The organism is Paraburkholderia eburnea, from assembly GCF_002917095.1.
Classification (GTDB): domain Bacteria; phylum Pseudomonadota; class Gammaproteobacteria; order Burkholderiales; family Burkholderiaceae; genus Paraburkholderia; species Paraburkholderia eburnea.
The window spans coordinates 227,689-245,073 of the sequence record NZ_PQGA01000002.1; the positions used below are offsets into that span (position 1 = coordinate 227,689).

Genomic DNA, 17,385 nt, shown 5'->3' on the forward strand with positions numbered 1-17,385 from the left:
CATGAGAACGCCCGCCGCGCGCAAGGCGCGGCGGGCGCTGGAAGCGCGTGCGCCCGAGTCGCTTACAGGTAGCTGCAAACGTAGTCGAGCGTCTCCGTCACTTCGATATCGAAACGGCTCTTGCCCGGCACCGAGAACGATTCGCCGGCGCCGTAGCTTTGCCACTCGTCGCTGCCGTCCAGACGGATGCGGCACTTGCCGGCCTGCACTTCCATCAGTTCAGGCGCGTCGGTGCCGAAGTTCAACTGGCACGGCAGGATCACGCCGAGCGTCTTGCGGCTGCCGTCGGCGAACAGTACGGTGTGCGACACGCACTTGCCGTCGAAGTAGACGTTGGCGCGTTTGATAACGGAAACCTGGTCGAATTGTGCTGCAGCCGTCATGGCGGTCTTCCTCTGGGTCGTTCGTGAAAGGATGCATTCGCGCCGTCAGGCGCGCTCCGATGCTGGCCGCGCGCCTGCTGCGAGAGCGCCATCATACCGGCCCGAAGCCGCACGGCGTAGCGCTCGATGTCGCCGGGCGCGGCGCTGGCGGCGCGAAAACGCGGCGTCGCATCGCGCCATTCTGGCAGTGAAATCCTACAAATTGCCATCTTCAATGTTTACATAAGTATAACTAGTAATTACAATTGCTTAAGCGAATGAGAAACATTCGCATTCTCAAGAACGACAACACCCAAGCATCTCCTGGCGCGGTGGACGCGTAATGTCCCGCGGCGCACAGGCGTGCGCCTTCGATCAAACCGTCCAACCATGTCCGTCATCTTCCCGACGCGGATGCGTACCGTCGCGTCCGTAGCAGCCCTCTATTGCTCCGGTTTCTTCGCCACTCAGGCGGCCCACGCCCAGGCTGCGCCTGCCGTGCCGGCCTCGTCGAGCGCGGCCAGCGCGAATACTTCGCCCAATGGCGCGGCTGAAGCCACGCTACCCGCCGTCAAGGTGAGTTCGTCGGCGGCCTCCGACATGCAGACGAAGTCGCTGTCCTCCTATAAGTTCACCTCGCCGCTCATCGATACGCCGCGCTCGGTCACGGTGATCCCGCAGGAAGTGCTCAAGGAGAAGAACGTCTCGACCTTCGAGGACGCGCTGCGCACGGTGCCCGGCATCACCTTCCTGGGCGGCGACGCGGCGGCGAATCCGTCGGCGGACCGCCCGGTGATTCGCGGCTTCGAATCGCGCAATTCGATCTTCGTGGACGGTATGCGCGACTCGGGCGTGCAGAACCGCGAGACCTTCGACGTCGAGAACATCAGCGTCGTGAAGGGCCCGGATTCGGTGTATGCGGGACGCGGCTCGGTGGGCGGCAGCATCGACATCACCACCAAGACGCCGACCGCCGATAATTTCATCAACGGCAGCGTGGGCCTGGGCACGGACAGCTATCGCCGCGCGACCGTCGACTGGAACCAGAAGCTCAACGACACCAGCGCGTTCCGCCTGAACGTCATGGGTCACGATTCCGACCAGCCGGGCCGCACCAATGTCTACAGCAAGCGCTGGGGCGTGGCGCCGTCGATCGCGTTCGGCCTGAATTCGCCGACCACGGTGACGCTGAGCTACTACCATTTGAACACCTACGACATGCCAGACTTCAGCGTGCCGTTCCGCTCGACGGGCGGCACGCCGATCCCGAGCAATCGCAGCCAGTTTTACGGGCTGAACTCGCGCGACTATCGCCGTGGCCAGAACGACACCGGCGAAGTGAAGGTCGAGCACCGCATCAACGACGCGTGGAAGATCAAGAACACGACGATGTTCGGCCGCTCGACGCTCGACTACATCGCGACCAATCCGCAGCTCACCAGCGCAACCTCGAATATCCTGAGCCTGCAGGCCAAGAGCGGCAAGTACGCGACCAACAGCGTGTCGAACCAGACCGAGGCGAACGGCAAGTTCGACCTTTACGGCATGCGTCACACGCTCACGGCGGGCGTGGAGTTCAGCCACGAACAGGACCTCTACGAGGGCTATCTCGTGAGCGACTCGGCGGGCAACAACATCCGCTCGGGCGGCCCGTGCTCGATCGCGTACAACTGCACGACGGTCAACGGCTGGAACCCGAACAACCCTTGGACCGGCAGCATCCTGCTCAACGGCGACAAGAGCTTCCCGGGCGCCGCCACGCGCACGCGCACCAACATCGCGTCGGCGTACCTGTTCGACAGCGTGCAGTTGTCCGATCGCTGGATCTTCAACGCGGGCATGCGTTTCGACCGCTATGACGTGAGTGCGCAGCAGCCGGGCGTCGCCGATCTGGGCAACACGTCGAACCTTTTCAGCTATCAGTTCGGCCTCGTCTTCAAGCCGATCCATACGGTGAGCCTGTACGCGTCGTACGGCACCTCGTCGAATCCGCCGGGCTCGAACTCGGGCCTGGGCGGCGGCACCGACCAGATCACGGCGACCAACCAGGATCTCGCGCCGGAACGCTCGCGCAACATCGAAGTGGGCGCGAAGTGGGACGTGCTCGATCAGCGTCTGTCGCTGACCACGGCGCTGTTCCAGACCGACAAGACCAACGCGCGCGTGAGCGACGGTCTGGGCGGCATGATCAACGCGGGCTCGCAACGCGTGCGCGGTTTCGAATTCGGCTTTGCGGGGAATGTGACGAACCAGTGGGCCGTGTTCGGCGGCTACTCGTATCTGGATGCGATCACGACGAATGCCGGCCCGACCACGCCGCAGAATTCGGGCTTGCCGATGGTGATGGTGCCCAAGCACAACTTCACGCTCTGGACCAGCTACGACGTGTTGCCTAAGCTCACGCTGGGCGCGGGCGCGACGGTGTCGAGTCTGACTTATGCGTCGGTGTCGTCGACATCGCGCAAGTGGACGCCGGGTTATGCACGTTTTGACGCTTCGGCGACGTGGCGCGTTTCGAAGAAGGTCGATCTGCAGCTTAACGTGAATAATATCTTCGATAAGCAGTACTACCAGAGTGCGTACCCGATTTACGCGACGTGGGCGCCGGGCCGCTCGGCGGTTGTGACGCTGAACTTTTATCAGTGAGCGGGTAGGTGATGGAGTAGGTTGAAAAGGGGCGCCTGATGTTTTTAGGGCGCCCTTTTTTGCAGCATGTGGCGCGCACTATCCCTCTGTTTTCACAGAAGGCACCCACGCAATTATTAGGAATTCTCTTGTAGCGATTTCGCCTGAACGAGCGAAAATTATCCGGATGTGCGGGCATGGCTCGCGTGACTACCGGAATCATTCGCATGAGAGACAACACGACTGGGCGTGAAATGGCATGCCAGGGCGATACGACGGACCATGGCGGCGAAATCCTCGACGGTGCGTCCGATCGAACGCATATGAGCAGGCGCATAGCCCTGGACGGGCACCGCGTATCGTGCCCGAAATGCGGCGGCGTCTTTAACATCATCGCCACGAGCGGGAACACGCACAACGGAAAACGCATTGCGTATCTGGGCGACAAGACGACATGCGGCGCGATACTGCAAACGGTTCGTGCATGAAACGGTCGACCCGTCCCGCCGTGTTTTCTACCCTCACCATGCAGGGGCACGCGCTGCCCGATGGGCTTGTCCTGCGGCGCGTACAGGGTCACGAAGGCGCGGGTCAACTATTCGAATACCGCGTCGAAGCCATCATGCCGCACGCGGAGTTTGCGCTAGAACTGTCCATGAACCCAGGTCTGGACCTGGACCAGATCAGAGATACGCTGGCAACCGTTACGATCAACCTGGAAAATATCGACCTGAGCGCGCCGGCTTTTCGCGGCACGGGCGTGCGCGAGATAAGCGGGCTCATTACGGAAGTCAGCGTTCTAGGGGTAGGGAAAAACGCCATCGTTTATGAATTCGTGCTGCGCCCGTGGATATGGCCAGCGACGTTGCGCCGTAATTCGCGCGTCTGGAATGATTCAGTTCTGGATTGCCTGTCCGAAATACTGCGTCCATACGGCGGTCAAATCGCCTGGCGAATCGAGAACAAAACACGGCCGGGCGCGAATCCAAGGCGCGATCTGATACGTCAGGCATGGGAGACCGACTGGCAATTCTTTATGCGGCTTTGCGAAGAGTTCGGCTATGTGGTGTGGTTCGAACATCGCGACGCTACGCATGTGCTGGTTATCGCCGACAACGCAAGTGCCTATCTAAAGCACGACGCGCCATTCGAAGTCCTGCCTTTCCGCCCAGACGGCGGCCATATCGATTCGGAGCACGTCACGGAGTTTGTGTATTCGCGTGCCGTTACAGTGGGCACCGTAACGGTACACGACCATAGCTATATGTCGCCGCGCCAGAATCCGGGGAGTTTGCCTTACCGCGCTAAATACAGCGCCGCGCGCGATGCGTCGAGTTTTCATCACGAAACTTATGCGCCTGCGGACTTTGCGCAGCCGCAAACGCGGTCCGGGATGCCCGAAGCGGGCGAAGCCTGGCAGGATGATGCGCTGCACCTTGCGCGCGTCAAACTGGAGGCCATGCGTTGCATGGGGCTGCGCGCACGCGGCAGCGGCCCGCTACGCGGCCTCCAGTCCGGTAAAACCTTCAGGCTTGCGGATTATCCGCATCACGCTGCAAATCGCGCATGGCTTGTGACACAGCTGGAAATCGACATTCGCGAACTGCCGGCGACTTCGGGCACCCTGCCGCAATACACAAGCGAATGCACATTTGAGGCGGTGCCGGTTGACGAACCTTATCGCATGCCTCAGGTGACGCCGCGCCCGCGCATCGACGGGTACGAATATGCTGTGATTGTTTCGCCCGATCAACGCGAAATCTGGATCGATGAGCACAACCGTGTGTTGATCCAATACCCGTGGGACCGCGAAGAACAATACGACGGGCGCAAATCAATCTGGGTTCGTCTGGCGACGCAATGGCAAGGCGAGCAGATGGGTTTTGTCGCCCACGCGCGGCGCGGTGACGCCGTGCTGGTGGCGTACATCAATGGCGACCCAGACCGCCCCGTTATTGCTGCGTTCGTGCCCGATCGGGACCATTCACCACCTTGGGCGCTGCCGGAAAATCAGGCGCTCTCCGGTATGCGTTCGCGCAGCCTTGAACATCGCGCGCAATCGAATCATGTCGCGCTCGACGATACGCCTGGCAGGCTACAGGCCCAGATTGCGAGCGACCATGGCAAATCCAGCATCAGCCTGGGCTACAACACGCGTATTGATGGGAATGCAGGGCGGCAGGAGGCAAGAGGTGAAGGCATCGAGGCGCGAACCGACCTTTGGGGAGTGCTGCGCGCGGGCAAGGGCTGGCTGCTGACGAGCTTCGCGCGTGAGAGCGCGGCGGGTAAGGTCAAGGATATGGGCGAGACCCATTCAAGATTGACCGAAGCGCGTGGTTTTCATGAAGAAATAGCCCGAACGGCGCGGCAGCACGGAGCACAGGACGCGACGGACAATCAGGAGGGCGTGGCGAACGCAATCAAGGAAGCCAATGCCGGTTTGCGCGGCAACGGTCATGGTGATTTTCCCGAGATTGAGAACCCCGATATTGTTATTTCCAGTGCGGCGAACGTGCATGCGTCGGCTGAAGGCAGCACGCACATTGCCAGCCGCGAACATATCGCGCTTACCACGGGCGGGAATATTGCACTCGCAGTGACGAAGTCACTCTTCGTATCGGTACGGCAATCAATATCAATGTTCGCGTCGAAGGCGATCACCGTGCTTACGCCTGGCCCTGTGCGTATCGTGTCCCGAGGCGATCAAATCGATCTGATCGCACAGAAAATCATCAACATACTGAGCACACAGGACGAAATACGTCTAACTGCGAAGCGCATAGTTTTGAATGGCGCAGGTACTGAGCTGACTCTCGGTGAAGACGGAATATTTGGTCTCACTGGCGGAAAATTCCTCGTACACGCTGACTCGCACGCAACCGATAAAGCACAGACAGTTGCGCCTGAAATTTATAACGATTCCGTTCAATACGACGAGCAATTCACATTTCACGATGCAAATGGCTTAGCTCTCGCCAATACCTATTACACAGTGCGAATGCCTTCCGGTGAATTGCGTCACGGCATAACAGATTCGCAAGGGCGCACCGAACGCTATGAAACAAGCAGTGCACAGCCGATCAAGTTCTATATGGGCCACAAACGGGAGGCGTGATGCCTGATGAGCTTGTGACAGCCGTAACCAACACTGATCCGAATTCTTGCGCGTATGTTCAAACGGGGCGTCTCTGTAAGCCCTGGAAACTCTCCAGAGAGGGTTATACATTTATGGCTGTCTGCGAGAGTGGGGTGTTAAATGGGAAATATAACGGATTGCCGGTCTCGGATGGCTTTATTGTAAAGGTTTACGACGACGGTTTTGGAATTCCCACCGTTGGGCTTGGGCATAAAGTACTACCGTCAGACAATCTAAGAATTGGTGACATCATAACAGTTGATCGTGCGAGGAAATTCTTTGAAATAAATTTGAAGGATACTGAATCTGCAATCAATCGTGATGTGATGGTCGCTTTGTATCAGCACGAATATGATGCGCTGGTTTCGACCTTATTTACCTCTGGTCCATACCCAAAGCAAGGAGATTTATGGTATCCGGAATCTAGATCTCAACATTTGGCTGGGTTTTTAAATCATGGTGAATACGACAGAATGAGAGACGTAATACGTACCTTTGTTGCCAGGCGTATACCTTGGCGTCGTCGGTTGGAAGCGCGTCTTTTCGAGTGCGGGAATTATGATGCCCGCCATTAGGTTATTTACGGCTATGGTATTGGTCGCCAACGGTGCGTATGCTTCAACGTCTATTTACGGAACCGAATTTGACTATAGGAAAGCAAGGCCGGCTGTTGAATTTTTTGCGGGGAAAAGCCGGTCGAAAATCGCCTCTTATTGCAGGAAGGAAATGTTAAGCACGATGGACTTATCTGCATGCGCACAATTTCACTATGAGGAATCGGTCGCGGCGTTGAATGCGGAAATAGCGAAAATCGAAGTAGTGACACGCGATTCAGACCGGGAGAGAAAAGCCAACGCTGAGCCCGAAGCTCTCCCCTACTTAAGAAGCGCGCAGAGAAGTTGGGTTATTTATCGTGATAACGAATGTTACTCAGAAACGTACCAGGCTGGCCTGGCATCGCTGCATTTTATATATTTCTGGGATTGTATGAACCGGATCACGAAAGCTAGATTGAAGGAGCTAACTACCCCCGACGGCGAAGAGTGAACTGTGCGACGGAGTGCAATCGTAAATTTCATTGCGAGGCGTAATGCTCGATCAGGCAGCACAAATGGCGGCTTGCGGACGAGGTTATTTCAGTCAATATCATGAGAAGACGCGTATGCGGCCGAGGATAAAATGCGGCGATATTGGGAAGATCGCGATAGTCTTAAGTTTTTCAATCCCGGTGTCTGCACATCCCGCTACGAACCCACCCTTAGGAAAATCGGAGCCTAGGGAAGTGGCTGAGTTGAATCTCGAAAATCAAAGTCGAGAAATCATGAAGGTCGTTGAGCGCGGGATGGAGATCATACGAGACGACGCGTCATTTTTACAGAACGATCCCGGATTAGGTTCCTTGTCGCTTCAAAAACCTCGATATAAGTTGCCGGGAATTATTTATCACTATAATAATGAAAAAATTCCATCGGCCAGTCTGACAATCACAACGACGGACGATCCGCTCGACGTTTCATTGGATCGAGATAAGGTTGCACTCGTACCGTTGCTTTTTGAACTCAGGTTTTATGATCTTGTTGATGGAATTGATCCCAATATTTTCAAAGGAAAATTGAAGCTTGCGAATTACTGGGTAGCATCACCAGGAATTAAGGTCGAGGGTAACGATATAGGGGTGGGTTTCCCGCCCAATAAACTATTGCACAGATATCGTTATCGCGCGGAGGGGACTGCTGGCGGAAAGTTTGGAGTGGACGTGGAGCTTTTCTATTATGATTTGCCAGAGAATCCGCAACCGGGAACGCGTTCTGGGCTATGGATGATAAATATCCGCCGAGATTATCCATAAATCGGAGTGTGTGGATAAATAGTGTTTATAGAATTATTTATTGATTTTTATCCAAATGATACGAGGCAGCAGAAGAGTTTTGGCAATAGTGATAGTGTTAAGCTTATCAATTCCGGTATCTATATATCCCGCTACGAATTTACTCCTGGGAAAATCGGAGTCGATGGAAATGGCTGAGCCGAGTCTCGAAAATCAAAGCGGAGAAATTTTGAAGATCGTTGAGCATGGAATGGAGATCATCCGAGGTGATAAGCCATTTTTGCAGAACGATCCCGGATTAGGTTCCTTGTCGTTTCAGGAGCCGCGATATGAGCTGCCTGGAACTATTTATCACTATAGTAATAAAAAAATTCCATCGGCCAGTCTGACGATCACGACGGTTGATGATCCGCTTGACGTTTCCGTGGATCGCGATAAGGTTGCACTCGTACCGTTGCTTTTTGAGATCCGGTTTTATAATCTTGTTGACGGAATTAATCCCGACGCCTTCAAGGATAAATTGAACCTTGCCGGCTATTGGGTGGCAGCACAAGGGATAAGGTACGACGGTAACGATCTGGGCGCGGGTTTTCCACCAGATAAACTAATGCATAGATACCGTTATCGTGCGGAGGAGACTGCAGGCAGTAAATTTGGGATCGATGTGGAGATTTCCTACTATGATCCACCAAAAGATGCGCAACCGGGAACACGGTCGAAACTATCGGAGATTGATATCAGCCGGGATTACCCGCCTGCCAATCGAGAAGTACCTAAGTGAAATTACGATAAACGATGGTTCAGGGTGGCCTCATTTTGCAAAAAAACAAAAATGCCGTCCAGTCTCCCAACCGAACGGCATCAGCCTACGTAAGCGCCTTATCCAACCCAAAGCGCTAAAACACGCTCACTTCCCTTTGACCTCTTCCGCAACCTCGCCCGTCACCGCAACCGAAGCCTCGGCGGTCAGCATCATGAACGTGAAGCTCTCCTGCAGATAAAGACGCACGCTCTTGTCGTCATGCGACGAGTACCCAACCGACACATCCTGCCCAAGGTGAAACGCAAAATCTCCACCGCGCGTGCTCACGATCACGCCGCCTTCAATCGCGGGGGCCCAGATAATCTCGCCGTTTACCAGCCGGCGAATGTGCTCAAGAATCGGATAACCCTGATCGCTCGCTTCGCTCACCGCCGTGTAGGCGTCCGAGCCAAGCAGCACCGCATACGGACCATCCACGCCTTGCAGGCGCAGTTGCTCCAGAGCGCGCGCGATCACGGCGGGGTAATCGGCGATATCGGCGGGCAGGTGCAGCGTGGGGTTCGACGTGCCTTCGCGGATGCCGGTGATCTGCGCGGCCTTGTAGCCGTCGAAGATCGCACGGTCTTCCGCGAACGCGAGGCGCGTGGCCGCGTCCTTGGCGGGCTGCCAGTCGGAGTCTTCCGCGCCGCGCTCGACGTCGTCGATGGCGTCGCGCGACAACTCGAACGGCACGCGCAGTTCGACCAGCGCCTTCACTTCGCGCTGGCGCGCGCGAATGCCGTCGAACGGCGCTTCGATACCGTTCTGGTGACCCGTGCCGACGCCGGCCAGGTCCGAGCCGCCTGGGCCGTTCACGTCCACGACGCGGCGGCCCGCGAGCGAGCGCTTGAAGGTGCGCGCGACTTCTTCTTCGATCTGCGACCACGCCGCCGTGGAAATAGGCGCGAGTTCGCGATGGAGATTATTCATACCGGGGTGCTCCTTTGAGGGATCCGATGGCGAGCGAGCCGTCCGCGGAAAGCGCGGCGGCAGGCTCGGGTTCAGTTTGATCGTGGCTGTCCACGGCGACGGTGGCGGCCGCGCCCGGCACCTGATCCGCAAGCTCTTCGAGCAGCGGCTGCGAGGGCACGAAGAAGAGGCCTCCCGTCACGGCGCGGCTGAAGTCGAGCAGGCGGTCGTAATTGCCCGGCGGCAAGCCGACAAACATGTTTTCCAGCATTTGCTCGATGGGCTGCGGATCGCGCGCATAGCCGATGAAGTAGGTGCCGAATTCGCCCTGGCCCGGCCGGCCGAACGGCATGTTGTCGCGCAGGATCTTGATTTCGTTGCCCTCGGCGTCGTCGAGCGTGGTCAGCGAGCTATGCGACCAGCTCGGCTTCACGGCTTCGTCGAGTTCGATGTCGTGCAGCTTGGTGCGCCCGATGATGTGTTCCTGCGCTTCCACGGGCAGCGCGTTCCAGCCTTTCATGTCGTGCAGGTACTTCTGCACCAGCACGTAGCTGCCGCCCGCGAAGCCGGGGTCTTCGTCCTGGATCACCGTGAAATGGACTGCTTCGTTGCCGACGGGGTTTTCCGTGCCGTCCACGAAGCCGATCATCGCGCGCATGTCGAAATTGCGGAATCCGTGCACTTCGTCGACGGTCTTGACCGCGCCTTCGAGGCGTTTCATCAGTTGCGTGGCGAGTTCGAAGCAGAGGTCGGTCTGGTCGGCGCGGATATGCATCAGCAGGTCGCCGGGTGTGGCGATGGCCTTGCGCTCGCCCGAGCCGAATTCGCGGAACGGATGCAGGCCGGCGGGACGCGGCCCGCCGAACAGCTTGTCCCATGCGTCTGACGAAAAGCCCACGACGCACGAGAGATTGCCGTTGGGCACGCGCTTGCCGACTGCGCGCACGAGATTGGCGACGTCGGCGCACCAGGCGCGCACGGTGGCGCGGCTCGCGGCATCTTCGTTGACGGTCGCGACGATGAAAAAGGCGCTGCGCGTGACGGCGCTGGAGACGGACTGCGGTTCCTGCGTGAGTGAGGCCGGCGTCATGATGTGAGGTATCGCTCGATTAGTCTGATGCGGGTTTGTGGCGCGTTGCACGCGGCCTTGCGCGCGGCGCGAACCTTTCGGAACGCATGCCGCGAACGCGCAGGCGCGGCCTGCGTAGGCCGTGTGCCGCATAGTTTAGCCAAACTCGGGAAAACAGGCGGTTTGTCCGCAGACCGGGCGTGCAGGCCGGTTTGCGGACAGCGGTCACGACGTGGGAGCATAGTGGCTCCGAAGGCGGTCTGTCCGGGACCAACGGTGAGTGCTGACGAGAGAGGAGACGCACCATGTGGGATCACACCGAGCACGAAGGTTTCGAAATCTGGGTGTTGCCGATTCCGGCGTTCGGGCCGCGTTCGCCGGAGCCGCTGTTCCACTACAGCGGCTACATCTGCCGGCATGGCGCGGACGCGCATCTGGAAGGGCGCAGCGTGCGCTTTCACGATCTGATGCGCAATTACGTCGGCCCGGATGCGGCGCTGGACGCGGCTTACAGCGACGCCCGCAAGCGCATCGACCACTTTCACGCGGCGGGTAGCTGGGGCGACGGGCCGGAAGGCTGAAGCCTCGCGTGGTCAGCGTCCGCCGGACACCACCAGCATCACGGGCCGCCCCTCGCAGCCTTCGCTGCCCGGCATCGTGATGACGCGCCAGCCTGCGGGCGGGCCGCCCGTGGCGTCGAGCGCGAGCGGCGTGCCATGGCCGCGATCGACATAGGTGGTGAGCACGTTGAACGGCCACGATGCGCGGCGCAGGCGCTCGTGGACCAGCGACCCGACCCAGATCGGCGTGAGTTCCGGTCCAGGGGGCGGTGCGGCAACGCCTTTTTTGCCCGTCGCGGCAGCGCTGGCCGCATCGGCGTCGCTCGCGTCGCCGCTTGTGTCGCTTGTATTGTTCATGGCGGGCGTCACCGCATCGGCCTGCAAGTCGCTGCGCGCGTCTTGCGACGCCGTCGAGTCCGCTCGCGCAGCCAGCGCATAGCCGGTCGGCCAGAAGCGCAGCACGTCGCGGCGGCTGCCGGGCCGCTCGGGATCGTCGGGCAGGTGCAGGCGGGCGAACACCAGCGGCGAGGGCAGGCCGTTATTAAGCTTGGGCAGCAGCGGCAGCGCCAGCGCATCCACGTTCGGCGCGATCAGCGAGAGCACGCTTTTCGCCGTGAACTGGCCGCCCTCGGTCCAGCCCGCGCCGCGCAGTGCGGCACGCAGGTCGGCGGCGCTGGCGGCCCATTGGAGCGTCATCGGCTCGCGCCGCTCGCCCTTCATGTCCACGCGATAGCAGGCCAGGTTGCGCCAGAGCGTGTCGGTCCACGTCATCTGCGCGACGACCGTGGGGGTCTCGGTGGCGCTCGACGCGAGTTCGGCCTGGCGCTCGGCCACGCCGCGTTGCAGCACGAAGGCGATCACGAGCACGGCCAACACGATCGCGGGCATGAACGTGCGCGCGGAGGGCCGCGCGGGATAGCGCCACAGCGAAAGCAGCACGACCGCCGCTACCCAGATCGACGCGAAGGCCGCGCCGCCGATGGCGTCGGAGAACAGGAAACGGTCGAAATACAGCCCCGCGAAGGCGACCGCCACCACGATGCCGTTGCCGACGGTCGCGACGATGGCCGCCTCGACCATCTTCACGCGCCGCACCAGCAGGAACATCGTGAAGCCGTAGACGATCACCATCGACGCGACACGGTCGCTCGGGAACACGTAGGCGCCGACGTGCGCGGCGCCAGGCGAGCCGTGGTGGATGGCAAAGCGCAACACGAGGATGAGCGCCTGCGAGAGCGCCGCCGCGAGCATCCAGTAGGTGATGGTGCGCCAGCGCCGCTCGATGGCCATCCAGGCCGTCACGGTCAGCACGAGCGCGGCGAGCGTGTAGTTGCTGCCGAGGGTTTCGACGTGCGCGAGCACGGTGTCGGCCCAGGTCGTGTGGATCGACTGCAGGAACTGGCGCACCGATTGATCGATCTGCACGAGCGGATCGCCGTTCAGCAGGTTGCCGAGCACGTAGGAAAACACAGCCGCGCACAGCGGCACCAGCGCGGTGATCGCGAGCACCGCGCCCAGCGCGGGCTGCTTCGGATCGAGCAGGCGCGCGAGCCGGCGCGCGGCCGCGCCTTCGTGCTGCGCGGCCCAGCGGGCCACGCCGCGCCGCGAGTCGCTCGCCCAGTTGTCCAGATGCGCCAGCAGGACGTGCGTGAAGCGCCACACGAGCCAGAGCGTGAGCGCAATGATCGCGAGCGCGACCACCAGCCGGAACGACACCGCGCCCGCCAGTTGCAGCGACGCGCCGAACACCACGCCCGGCAGGATGTGCGCGGGCGCCCAGACCAGCGCCGAAATCACGTTCATCATGAAGAAGCGCCACGGCGCCATGCCCGCCATGCCCGCGACGATGGGCACCACGGCGCGCAGCGGCGCGACGAAGCGCGCGAGGATCACGCTGCGCGTGCCGTGGCTGACGAAGTACGCCTGGGCTTTGTCGAGGATGGCGGGGTGCTTGCTGAACGGCCAGACCCGCGCGATCGAGTCGCGATAACGATGGCCGATCCAGAAGCTCAGCGCGTCGCCGGCGACCGCGCCCGAGATGGCGCAGACGAACAGCCAGCCCAGATTGAGCGTGCCCGTGCCCGCGAAGGCGCCCGCGATGAACATGGCGGTGCTGCCCGGGAAGAACGTGCCGATCAGCGCGAGCGATTCCAGGAACGCCGCGACCACCACGAACGCAAGTGTCCAGCCGGGGTAATCGGCAAGCAGGTGCAGCAACTGGACGTAGGCGTGCTCCATCTCGCAGGCGTTGGGTTGGCGTGTCCCACGCGCAATATAACCGGGTGCGGCGATGTGCGTGCGATATCGTGTGCTAACGTGCGCTATCGTGCCGGCCGCAACGAAAACGCCCCGCCGCGTGCGTGCTGCCTACGCGGCGGGGCGGGTGCATGCGCCTGGCGCCTGGCGCGCGTCTTCTGATCCCGCTGGTTCGAAGGCGGGATCGAGCGCCGTCAAATCACACCTTTTTCCTTCAATTGCGCGAGTTGCGCGTCCGTCAGCCCAAGCGTCTCGCCCAGCACATCGCGCGTGCCTTCGCCCAGTTGCGGCGGGGCACGGCGCACGGGCATGCGTTCGCCGTCGAAGCGCCACGGCGGCGCGAGCACGGGCGTCGTGCCGCTTTCCGTATGCGGATGCGCTTGCTGCGTGACGAGACCCCCTTCGGTTGCGCGCGGCGACAGCAGCGCCTCGCGCAGGCCCGCGACTTCGCCGCACGGAATCCCCGCACGCGCGAGGCGTTCGAGCAGCAGCTTGCGCGGGCGGCTGCCCAGCTCGCGTTTGAGTTCGGGCAGGAGCGCCGCGCGGTTCTGGGAGCGCTGGATATTGGTCTTGTAGCGCGCATCGTCGGCGAGATCGGGACGCTCGATCACTTCGCGCGCGAAGCGCTCGAACTGGCTGTTATTGCCGACCGTGATGACGAGCGGGCCGTCCGCCGCATCGAACACGCCATAAGGCACGATGGACGGATGATCGTTGCCGTAGCGCGGCGGGTCTTCGCCCATCACGAGCGCTTCCAGCCCGTAGTAAGCGGTAATCATGAGGCCGCAATCGAACAGCGCCATTTCGATGTGACGCCCGCGCCCTGTGCGCTCGCGCTGGAGCAGCGCCGCAAGCATGGCCTGCGCCGAATACATGCCCGTGAACAGATCGACGGCCGCCACGCCGAATTTCAGCGGCGGCTGGCTCGCCTCGCCGTTCAGCGCCATCAAACCGGCTTCGCCCTGTACCACGAGATCGTAGCCGGGACGCTTCGCTTCCGGGCCCGTGCGGTCGTAGCCCGAAATCGAGCAATAGACGAGACGCGGATTCTCCGCGCTCAACTGCTCGTAGCCTAGCCCGAGTTTTTCCGCGCCGCCGAACTTGAAGTTCTGCACCACGACGTCGCAGGTTTTTGCCAGATCGCGCGCGATCTGCTGGCCCTCGGGCGTTTGCAGATCGAGCGTGATCGAGCGCTTGTTGCGGTTCACGCTGTTGAAGTACGCGGTTTCGGTCTGGCCGATGCGCAGGCCCCAGTCGCGCGTATCGTCACCGCGATCGGGATGCTCGACCTTGATGACTTCCGCGCCCAGGTCGCCGAGTACCATCGTGCTCCATGGCCCGGCGAGAATGCGCGAAAGATCGAGCACGCGCACGCCCGCTAGCGGTAGGCCATTGTTTTCCGTCTGCATCAGCAGGTACTCCTGATTCGTTGTGGATGGAAGGCCGCGCCCCGGTGTGATCGGAGCGGGCCTGCCACTCGCGACTCACGCCGCAGCGCTTTCCAGTGCATTCAAGGCGATGTAACGCGCAAGATGATGATCCTCGTCGCCGAGTTGATGATCGATCATCACGAGGCGCTTGGCGTAGTGCGCGAGCGGCAGCTCCCACGTCATGCCGATGCCGCCGTGCAGCTGGATCGCCTCTTCGGCCACGCGCGCGCCGACTTGCCCGATCGTGTACTTCGCCGCCGACAACGCGCGCTCGCGCTGCACGCGCGGCGCATCGGCGGCCGCCGCCGCGTTGATGACCGCCGAGCGCGCCTGCTCGATGTCGAGCAGCAGATCGGCCATGCGATGCTGCAAGGCCTGGAAGCTGCCAAGCGGCAAGCCAAACTGCTTGCGCGTGCGCAGATACTCAAGCGTGAAATCGCGCGCGACGTCCATCGCGCCCAACGCTTCCGCCGTCAAGGCGATCAGGCCGAAACCGGTCGCGTGTTCGAGCGTGGCGAAACCGCTGCCTTCGGCGCCGACCAACGCATCCGCGCCGATCCTCACGTTGTCGAGCGTCACTTCCGCCGCGCGTCCGCCGTCGATCTTGCGATAGCCGCGCACCTTCACGCCATCGGAATCACGCGGCACGAGAAAGAGCGAAATACCGCTTTCGTCGAATTCACTACCCGAGGTGCGCGCCGAAACGAGCAATACGTCTGCGTGTTCCGCGTGCTGCACGACGCCTTTTGCGCCTTGCAGCAGCCAGCCGTCGCCGTGCTTTTCGGCACGCGTGCTCACGCGCGCAGCCTCGTAATGCGAACCCGGTTCGTCGTGCGCGAGCGCCGCGATTTGCGAGCCGTCGATCAGCGATGCAATGCGCGCGCGCTGCTCTTCGCTGCCTGCGTGAGCGAGCGCGCGGCCCACGATCAGCGTGTCGAGGAACGGCTCGACCACGAGTCCGCGCCCGAGCGCTTCGAACACCACGGCGACGTCGAAACCCTGGCCGCCGAAGCCGCCATCGGCCTCGTCGAACAGCGCGCCGATCACGCCGAGATCGGCGAAACGGCGCCACATATCCGCGCTGAAACCCTCACTGGAGCGCGCGATTTTATCGCGCGTATCGAAACCATACTGCTCCGAAATGAAACGATTGAGCGTATCCGCAAGCATGCGGCGGTCTTCGGTGTGCTGGAAATTCATCGCAAGACCTCTTAAAGACCGAGAATCATCTTGGAGATGATGTTCTTCTGGATTTCGTTGGAGCCGCCGAAAATCGACAGCTTGCGATTGTTGAAGTAGAGCGCGGCGGCGCTGGCGGCTTCGTCGGGGCCGACCGCTTCTTCGGCATAGCCTTCCTGCAGGGCTTCCTCGACGAAAGGCGTGGCATAGGGACCCATCGCGCGGCGCAGCAGCGACGAAATCTCCTGGCGGATTTCGGTGCCGCGAATCTTGAGCATCGAGCTTTCGGCGCCCGGCACGCCGCCGCCCGCCACGGCTGCGATCACGCGCAGATTGGTGGTCTTCATGTTCTCCAGATTGATCTCGACCTTCGCCAGGCGCGCGGCGAATTGCGGGTCTTGCGCGAGCGGCTTGCCGTTGCGTGTGACCTTTTGCGCGGCGAGCTTCAGGCGCGCGAGCGCCGCCACCGAAAAGCCCACGCCCGCGATGTTGGTGCGCTCGTAGGTGAGCAGATATTTCGCGTAGGTCCAGCCTTTGTTCTCTTCGCCGACGAGATTTTCCACCGGCACGCGCACATCGGTGAAAAAGACCTCGTTGACCTCGTGCTCGCCGTCGAGCGTGATGATCGGGCGCACTTCGATGCCCGGCGTGTTCATGTCGATCAGCAGAAAACTGATGCCTTCCTGCTTGCGCACATCGGTGGCGGTGCGCACGAGACAGAAGATCATGTTCGCGTAGTGGCCGAGCGTGGTCCACGTCTTCTGGCCGTTCACGATGTAGTGGTCGCCTTGACGCTGCGCCGTCGTGCGCAGCGAGGCCAGGTCCGAACCCGCGCCCGGTTCCGAATACCCCTGACACCACCAGTCGGAACCATCGAGAATGCGCGGCAGCCAATGGCGTTTTTGCGCCTCGTTGCCGTATTTGATCAGCACGGGGCCGAGCATATTCAAACCGAACGGCACGATGCGCGGCGCGGCGGCAATCGCGCATTCGTTTTCGAAGATGAACTTCTGCACGGCGCTCCAGCCGGGGCCGCCGTATTCCCGTGGCCAGTGATTCGCGAGCCAGCCCTTTTCGTTGAGGATGGCGTGCCATTGCGCCATGTCGTCGCGCGTGAGGTGCTGGCCGTTGCGCACCTTGCTGGCGATGCGCTGCGGCAGGCGCTCGCGCAGGAAGTCGAGCACTTCGCTGCGGAAGGCTTCTTCTTCAGCGGTAAATTTGAGGTCCAT

Annotated in this window: 15 protein-coding genes; 8 read left to right on the plus strand and 7 right to left on the minus strand. The window is 60.9% G+C overall.

The window, feature by feature from the left end; translation table 11 throughout:
• Window positions 1-62: 62 nt before the first annotated feature.
• The gene (gene ppnP, locus B0G62_RS05570; protein ID WP_103703184.1) at window positions 63-383 is read right to left on the minus strand and encodes a pyrimidine/purine nucleoside phosphorylase; all 321 of its coding nucleotides are present in this window, start codon (window positions 381-383) and stop codon (window positions 63-65) included.
• 369 nt (window positions 384-752) lie between these two features.
• Between ppnP and B0G62_RS05575 the strand changes: the two genes are divergently transcribed.
• The 7 genes from B0G62_RS05575 (at window position 753) to B0G62_RS31080 (ending at window position 8,732) form a co-directional block, all read left to right on the plus strand.
• Window positions 753-3,008 carry a TonB-dependent receptor gene (locus tag B0G62_RS05575; protein WP_103703185.1) on the plus strand — a complete coding sequence of 752 codons (2,256 nt, stop codon included), beginning with the start codon at window positions 753-755 and terminating at the stop codon, window positions 3,006-3,008.
• Between the two features lie 206 nt (window positions 3,009-3,214).
• Window positions 3,215-3,475: a PAAR domain-containing protein gene (locus tag B0G62_RS05580; protein WP_103703638.1), complete on the plus strand. Its 261-nt coding sequence runs from the start codon at window positions 3,215-3,217 to the stop codon at window positions 3,473-3,475.
• Window positions 3,472-6,102 carry a type VI secretion system Vgr family protein gene (locus B0G62_RS05585; protein WP_167401187.1) on the plus strand — a complete coding sequence of 877 codons (2,631 nt, stop codon included), beginning with the start codon at window positions 3,472-3,474 and terminating at the stop codon, window positions 6,100-6,102. The genes B0G62_RS05580 and B0G62_RS05585 overlap by 4 nt, the downstream gene beginning before the upstream one ends.
• Window positions 6,102-6,698, plus strand: coding sequence for a glycoside hydrolase family protein (locus B0G62_RS31070; RefSeq protein WP_146055206.1), 597 nt, complete (start codon window positions 6,102-6,104; stop codon window positions 6,696-6,698). Before B0G62_RS05585 ends, B0G62_RS31070 begins: the two co-directional genes overlap by 1 nt.
• A 163-nt stretch (window positions 6,699-6,861) precedes the next feature.
• Window positions 6,862-7,170 (plus strand): lysozyme inhibitor LprI family protein, encoded by a 309-nt coding sequence (locus tag B0G62_RS32625; protein ID WP_425270994.1) that lies wholly within the window; start codon window positions 6,862-6,864, stop codon window positions 7,168-7,170.
• A gap of 43 nt (window positions 7,171-7,213) precedes the next feature.
• Complete coding sequence (locus B0G62_RS31075; RefSeq protein WP_146055207.1) at window positions 7,214-7,972, plus strand: hypothetical protein; 759 nt, start codon at window positions 7,214-7,216, stop codon at window positions 7,970-7,972.
• A gap of 169 nt (window positions 7,973-8,141) precedes the next feature.
• Window positions 8,142-8,732, plus strand: coding sequence for a hypothetical protein (locus B0G62_RS31080; protein WP_146055208.1), 591 nt, complete (start codon window positions 8,142-8,144; stop codon window positions 8,730-8,732).
• Window positions 8,733-8,858: 126 nt separating this feature from the next.
• Here B0G62_RS31080 and B0G62_RS05595 read toward each other — a convergent pair whose 3' ends face one another.
• Together B0G62_RS05595 and B0G62_RS05600 are read right to left on the minus strand one after the other, a co-directional pair.
• Window positions 8,859-9,683, minus strand: a complete 825-nt coding sequence (locus B0G62_RS05595; protein ID WP_103703188.1) for a family 1 encapsulin nanocompartment shell protein — start codon at window positions 9,681-9,683, stop codon at window positions 8,859-8,861.
• Window positions 9,676-10,752, minus strand: a complete 1,077-nt coding sequence (locus B0G62_RS05600; protein ID WP_103703189.1) for a Dyp-type peroxidase — start codon at window positions 10,750-10,752, stop codon at window positions 9,676-9,678. Before B0G62_RS05600 ends, B0G62_RS05595 begins: the two co-directional genes overlap by 8 nt.
• Window positions 10,753-11,036: 284 nt before the next feature.
• On the opposite strand from B0G62_RS05600, the gene B0G62_RS05605 reads away from it, so the two are divergent.
• Window positions 11,037-11,312 (plus strand): hypothetical protein, encoded by a 276-nt coding sequence (locus B0G62_RS05605; protein WP_103703190.1) that lies wholly within the window; start codon window positions 11,037-11,039, stop codon window positions 11,310-11,312.
• A gap of 12 nt (window positions 11,313-11,324) precedes the next feature.
• Here the strand turns inward: B0G62_RS05605 and B0G62_RS05610 are convergent, their stop codons facing one another.
• From B0G62_RS05610 to B0G62_RS05625, 4 genes are all read right to left on the minus strand, one after another.
• A complete protein-coding gene (locus tag B0G62_RS05610; RefSeq protein WP_103703191.1) occupies window positions 11,325-13,529 on the minus strand; it encodes a VTT domain-containing protein in 2,205 nt (734 codons plus the stop codon).
• 212 nt (window positions 13,530-13,741) lie between these two features.
• A complete protein-coding gene (locus tag B0G62_RS05615) occupies window positions 13,742-14,956 on the minus strand; it encodes a CaiB/BaiF CoA transferase family protein (protein ID WP_103703192.1) in 1,215 nt (404 codons plus the stop codon).
• A gap of 75 nt (window positions 14,957-15,031) precedes the next feature.
• The gene (locus tag B0G62_RS05620; protein ID WP_103703193.1) at window positions 15,032-16,177 is read right to left on the minus strand and encodes an acyl-CoA dehydrogenase family protein; all 1,146 of its coding nucleotides are present in this window, start codon (window positions 16,175-16,177) and stop codon (window positions 15,032-15,034) included.
• A gap of 11 nt (window positions 16,178-16,188) precedes the next feature.
• On the minus strand, window positions 16,189-17,385 hold the full coding sequence (locus tag B0G62_RS05625) for an acyl-CoA dehydrogenase family protein (protein WP_103703194.1): 1,197 nt from the start codon (window positions 17,383-17,385) through the stop codon (window positions 16,189-16,191).

Excerpts from the sequence above, each read along its gene's own strand:
- ppnP (WP_103703184.1), bottom strand. The coding sequence starts at position 383 with ATGACGGCTGCAGCACAATTCGACCAGGTTTCCGTTATCAAACGCGCC.
- B0G62_RS05575 (WP_103703185.1), top strand. The coding sequence starts at position 753 with ATGTCCGTCATCTTCCCGACGCGGATGCGTACCGTCGCGTCCGTAGCA.
- B0G62_RS05580 (WP_103703638.1), top strand. The coding sequence starts at position 3,215 with ATGAGAGACAACACGACTGGGCGTGAAATGGCATGCCAGGGCGATACG.
- B0G62_RS05585 (WP_167401187.1), top strand. The coding sequence starts at position 3,472 with ATGAAACGGTCGACCCGTCCCGCCGTGTTTTCTACCCTCACCATGCAG.
- B0G62_RS31070 (WP_146055206.1), top strand. The coding sequence starts at position 6,102 with ATGCCTGATGAGCTTGTGACAGCCGTAACCAACACTGATCCGAATTCT.
- B0G62_RS32625 (WP_425270994.1), top strand. The coding sequence starts at position 6,862 with ATGGACTTATCTGCATGCGCACAATTTCACTATGAGGAATCGGTCGCG.
- B0G62_RS31075 (WP_146055207.1), top strand. The coding sequence starts at position 7,214 with ATGCTCGATCAGGCAGCACAAATGGCGGCTTGCGGACGAGGTTATTTC.
- B0G62_RS31080 (WP_146055208.1), top strand. The coding sequence starts at position 8,142 with ATGGCTGAGCCGAGTCTCGAAAATCAAAGCGGAGAAATTTTGAAGATC.
- B0G62_RS05595 (WP_103703188.1), bottom strand. The coding sequence starts at position 9,683 with ATGAATAATCTCCATCGCGAACTCGCGCCTATTTCCACGGCGGCGTGG.
- B0G62_RS05600 (WP_103703189.1), bottom strand. The coding sequence starts at position 10,752 with ATGACGCCGGCCTCACTCACGCAGGAACCGCAGTCCGTCTCCAGCGCC.
- B0G62_RS05605 (WP_103703190.1), top strand. The coding sequence starts at position 11,037 with ATGTGGGATCACACCGAGCACGAAGGTTTCGAAATCTGGGTGTTGCCG.
- B0G62_RS05610 (WP_103703191.1), bottom strand. The coding sequence starts at position 13,529 with ATGGAGCACGCCTACGTCCAGTTGCTGCACCTGCTTGCCGATTACCCC.
- B0G62_RS05615 (WP_103703192.1), bottom strand. The coding sequence starts at position 14,956 with ATGCAGACGGAAAACAATGGCCTACCGCTAGCGGGCGTGCGCGTGCTC.
- B0G62_RS05620 (WP_103703193.1), bottom strand. The coding sequence starts at position 16,177 with ATGAATTTCCAGCACACCGAAGACCGCCGCATGCTTGCGGATACGCTC.
- B0G62_RS05625 (WP_103703194.1), bottom strand. The coding sequence starts at position 17,385 with ATGGACCTCAAATTTACCGCTGAAGAAGAAGCCTTCCGCAGCGAAGTG.